General features: G+C 50.9%; 6 protein-coding genes. All 6 read right to left on the bottom strand.

The features are described 5' to 3' along the window. Positions 1 to 328: beta-ketoacyl synthase N-terminal-like domain-containing protein (locus tag AQR02_RS33925; protein WP_280818619.1), on the bottom strand; the 328-nt coding region annotated here is incomplete at its 3' end. A 218-nt stretch (positions 329 to 546) separates the two neighbouring features. Then, positions 547 to 780: an acyl carrier protein gene (locus AQR02_RS09865; protein ID WP_019911228.1), complete on the bottom strand. Its 234-nt coding sequence runs from the start codon at positions 778 to 780 to the stop codon at positions 547 to 549. A 120-nt stretch (positions 781 to 900) separates the two neighbouring features. Then, on the bottom strand, positions 901 to 1,650 hold the full coding sequence (fabG, locus tag AQR02_RS09860; protein WP_054940416.1) for a 3-oxoacyl-[acyl-carrier-protein] reductase: 750 nt from the start codon (positions 1,648 to 1,650) through the stop codon (positions 901 to 903). A gap of 55 nt (positions 1,651 to 1,705) precedes the next feature. Then, complete coding sequence (gene fabD / locus AQR02_RS09855) at positions 1,706 to 2,629, bottom strand: ACP S-malonyltransferase (RefSeq protein ID WP_054940415.1); 924 nt, start codon at positions 2,627 to 2,629, stop codon at positions 1,706 to 1,708. A gap of 90 nt (positions 2,630 to 2,719) precedes the next feature. Then, on the bottom strand, positions 2,720 to 3,709 hold the full coding sequence (locus tag AQR02_RS09850) for a beta-ketoacyl-ACP synthase III (RefSeq protein ID WP_054942054.1): 990 nt from the start codon (positions 3,707 to 3,709) through the stop codon (positions 2,720 to 2,722). An 8-nt stretch (positions 3,710 to 3,717) separates the two neighbouring features. Further along, positions 3,718 to 4,452 (bottom strand): phosphate acyltransferase PlsX (plsX, locus tag AQR02_RS09845; RefSeq protein ID WP_245237274.1); only part of this gene is annotated, 735 nt, incomplete at its 5' end.

Below are 4,452 nucleotides of genomic sequence, written 5' to 3'. Positions count from 1 at the left end.
CGATACCGGAACCGACCGATACGCCGATTCGCTCCGGGTCGATATCTTCACCGATCTTAAGTCCGCTGTCCTTCAGCGCGTCTTCACCGGCAGCTACCGCAAACTGTACAAAACGGTCCATCTTGCGGGCTTCCTTACGGCCAAAACGCTCCTCCGGGTCAAAATCTGTTACTGACGCTGCAATTCGTGTGGTGTACTCACTGACATCAAAAGCTTCAACCAATGAAACACCGGATTTACCGTGCATCAGATTATCCCAAAACGTATCCAAATCCTTGCCCAGCGACGTTATTACGCCCATACCGGTAACAACCACTCTATGACTCAAACGCAATCACCCCATCTGTAGGCTGTATGCTTCATTATTCCGAAGCTGTGTGCTCTCTGAAAAATCTATATAAACTGCAGTCGCCGCAAGATTAATAATCTGCGGTTCTGTTATTTTCCGTGTAAAGGTGCATTAAGCAGCCTTTTGTCTTGCCGTTTGACGTGTAAAATGAGGAGAAGTCCCGCCCTTACAGGAACGGGACCCCCAATCATATGACTCTAGGTATGAGATTGTATGTACTTCACAACTTCACCCACGGTCGTAATCTTCTCTGCATCTTCATCAGAGATTTCCATATCGAATTCATCTTCCAATTCCATAACCAATTCTACTACATCAAGAGAATCAGCACCTAAATCATCTTTGAAAGACGCTTCTAATGTTACCTCAGCTTCATCGGCACCTAAGCGGTCGATGACAATGCGTTTTACACGCTCCAATACATCGGACATCCGGTTCACCTCCTCTTTTGGTATTATACGAGATATGAAGTCAAAATACCATAGAGCTCAAAAAACGCTTTCCGGCCGCCTCTTCCCGCTTCCCCCATAATGCTATAAGCTTATTTGACCTTACATGTACATTCCGCCATCCACATGAAGTGTCTGGCCTGTCATGTAGGCTGCCCCTTCCGAAGCAAGAAATACAGCCGCATTAGCAATGTCCTCCGCCCGCCCGAGCTTAGCAAGGGGAATCCCTTTGATCAGCTCGCTGCGAACTTCATCGGACAGTTCCCGGGTCATATCTGTATCAATGAATCCCGGTGCGATGCAGTTCACAGTAATTCCCCGTGAAGACAGCTCGCGTGCCGCAGACTTCGTCATACCGATAACTCCCGCTTTGGCGGCGGTATAGTTTACCTGACCCGGATTACCGGTCACACCCACAACGGAAGAAATGTTAATGATCCGCCCGTAACGCTGCTTCATCATCGGACGTGTGGCTGCCTTCAGGCAGTTAAATACGCCTTTGAGATTCGTTTCGATGACTTGATCAAATTCTTCTTCCTTCATGCGCATAATCAGATTATCCCGGGTAATACCGGCATTATTGACAAGAATATCAATCTTGCCCCATGTATTAATAACCTCTTTAACCAGGTTTTCCGCCTGCTCGCTGTTACCGACATTACCCTGAAGAGCAATTCCTTCAGAGCCCAGCTCGACGATTCTGGATACCGTCTCCTGAGCCGCAGCTTCGCTTCCTGAATAGTTCACGGCCACTTTCACACCGTGCTCTGCGAGTGCCAGCGCGATACTGCGTCCAATGCCGCGTGAGCCGCCGGTTACAAGAGCCGTCTGGCCTTTTAGTGCTGAGAACATTCTTTTATTCCCCTTTCATTCATCATGCTCTGTGATTCGGACATGGATCAGGTAATTACAGGGCAGTCTCAAGACTTTCCAGACTGTTGATGTTAATTACCTTAACGTTCTTGTCGATTTTGCGGATCAGTCCTGCCAGCACACTTCCGGAACCAATCTCTACAAAAGTATCTACACCGGCCGCGATCAGCCACTCTACACTATCCTGCCAGAGTACTGGTGAAAACACCTGGCGTACCAATAGTTCACGAATCTCTTCAGGATCAGTGACCGGTGAAGCAGTGACATTGACAATCACAGGCACAGAAGGAGCATTAAAGGTTATACTTTTCAGTTCAGCAGCCAGACGTTCAGCAGCTTCCTTCATCATCGAGGAATGGAACAGACCGCTTACTTCAAGCGGAATGGCCCGCTTGCCGCCGGCTTCCTTGACACGCTGGACAACAGCGTCTACGCCTGCCTGTGAGCCGGAAACAACAATCTGCCCAGGGCAGTTGACATTAGCCAGCTCCACCGTGCTGCCTTCTGCGGAAATGCTGCGGCATAGTTCAGCCAGTGCCTCTCGTTCTGCACCGAGTACAGCAGCCATAGCCCCCTGTCCGCCGGGAACCGCTTCTTCCATAAAACGTCCGCGCAAAGGTACCAGCTTCACAGCATCTTCATATGACAGCACGTTCGCTGCCACAAGAGCGCTGTATTCACCAAGACTGTGACCGGCAACATAATCCGGGCTCAGACCTTTTCCGCTTAGTGCTTCAAGATAGGCAACACTGGTGGTAACCAGTGCAGGCTGTGTATTGACTGTCTGCTTAAGTTCGCTGTCCGGCCCTTCGAATACAAGCTGGCTCAGCGGAAATCCGAGCACCTCGTCGCCTTTCTCAAATACAGCACGGCTTTGCGGCAGTGCGTCATATACATCCTTACCCATCCCGACTGCCTGCGCACCCTGACCGGGAAAGACAAATGCGATTTTACCCATGAGTATGAACTCCTTCCCGTAACCGGAGCGTCTGACCGCTTAGGCATAAGCGGCAGATGCACCGTCCGTTCAATTATTACATGCTGTAGATTACCAGACTAAGACAGATGCGCCCCATGTAAGACCGCCGCCGAAGCCAACCATCAGAACAGTGTCGCCTTCCTTCATCCGGCCTGCTTCTGCAGCTTCCACAAGAGCAAGCGGAATCGAAGCTGCGGAAGTATTCGCGTATCTGTCTACGTTAATTACGCACTTCTCTTCCGGCAGATCTAAACGCTGCATAGCCGATTGGATAATCCGGATGTTCGCTTGATGCGGTACAAACAGATCGATATCTTCTTTGCTGAGACCCGCTTTGGTCAGCACCCGCTCTGTAGCTGTACCCATGACCCGTACGGCGAACTTGAATACTTCACGGCCGTTCATGTATATGAAGTGCTTCTTGTCTTCAATGGTCTGCTGGGAAGCCGGCAGACGCGATCCGCCCGCTTCCATCTTCAGCAGGCTGCCGCCGGAGCCTTCGGCACCCAGATCAAACGACTGGAACCCGCGGCCTTCCGGAACCTCGCCGATGATGACCGCGCCGGCTCCATCACCGAACAGTACACAGGTATTGCGGTCGGTATAATCCGTAATGCGTGATAGTGTATCCGCACCGATAATCAGCGCATTATTGTACATACCGGTCTTAATAAACCCCGTTGCTGTTGCCAGACTGTATACAAATCCGGAGCAGGCAGCTGATAAATCAAAAGCAGCAGCGCCCTTAGCTCCCAGTTTGTCCTGAAGGATACAGGCTGTAGACGGGAATGAACTGTCCGGTGTAACCGTAGCTACAATAATAAGCTCCAGCTCCTCCGCCTTCATTCCTGCTGACTCCAGTGCTTTCAGTGCAGCTTCATAGGCAAGATCAGAGGTCGCTTCATGCGGAGCGGCAATATGCCGTTCACGAATCCCGGTGCGGCTGACGATCCACTCATCATTTGTTACAACCATTTTTTCCAAATCACTGTTGGTTAATATTTTCTCAGGCACGTATTTTCCTGTACCGATGATACCTACCGAACGTAATTGATTCATATCGTCACTCACTTCCCGCTAATTTCCTTAGATATGCTGGACACTAAGCCAGCCTGCAGCGCGATCCGCGCCTGTCTTACCGCATTCTTCACCGCGTTGCCGTCTGAAGAGCCATGCCCCTTCACCACAAGCCCGCTAAGGCCAAGCAGAGGCGCTCCTCCATGCTCTTTATAATCCATCTTGCCTTTGAGACTTCTAAGCTCAGGCATCAGAATCGCTGCGCCCAGCTTAGTTTTGAGGGACTTGCTGAACTGCTCCTTGAGCAGAGAGAACATAGCTCCTGCCGTGCCTTCCAGTGTTTTGAGCAGGATATTCCCGGCAAAGCCGTCGCAGACGAGCACGTCGCAATTTCCTGTAAGCACATCACGCGCTTCTACATTCCCGACAAAGTTTATGCCCTGTAAAGCTTCCAGCAGCGGGTACGCTTCTTTCGTCAGTTCATTGCCCTTTCCCGGCTCTGTACCGACATTCAGCAGACCGACCCGGGGATTGGCGATTCCATGCACCTTATTGCGGTAAATGCTGCCCATCAGGGCATACTGTACCAGATGCTGAGGTGTCGCATCCATGTTCGCACCTAAATCAAGAGCCAGCACACCAACATCATCGAGTGTCGGAATCATCGGTGCAAGCGCCGGACGTTCGATACCAGCCATTCTTCCCACAACGAGCAGACCGGTAGTCATGAGCGCACCTGTATTTCCGGAAGAAATCATCGCGTCGGCTTCGCCTTCCCGCACCAT

Origin of the sequence: Paenibacillus ihuae (assembly GCF_001368795.1) — a bacterium.
Taxonomy (GTDB): Bacteria; Bacillota; Bacilli; order Paenibacillales; family Paenibacillaceae; genus Paenibacillus_AQ; species Paenibacillus_AQ ihuae.
This window is presented reverse-complemented; position numbering and strand designations above follow the sequence as displayed.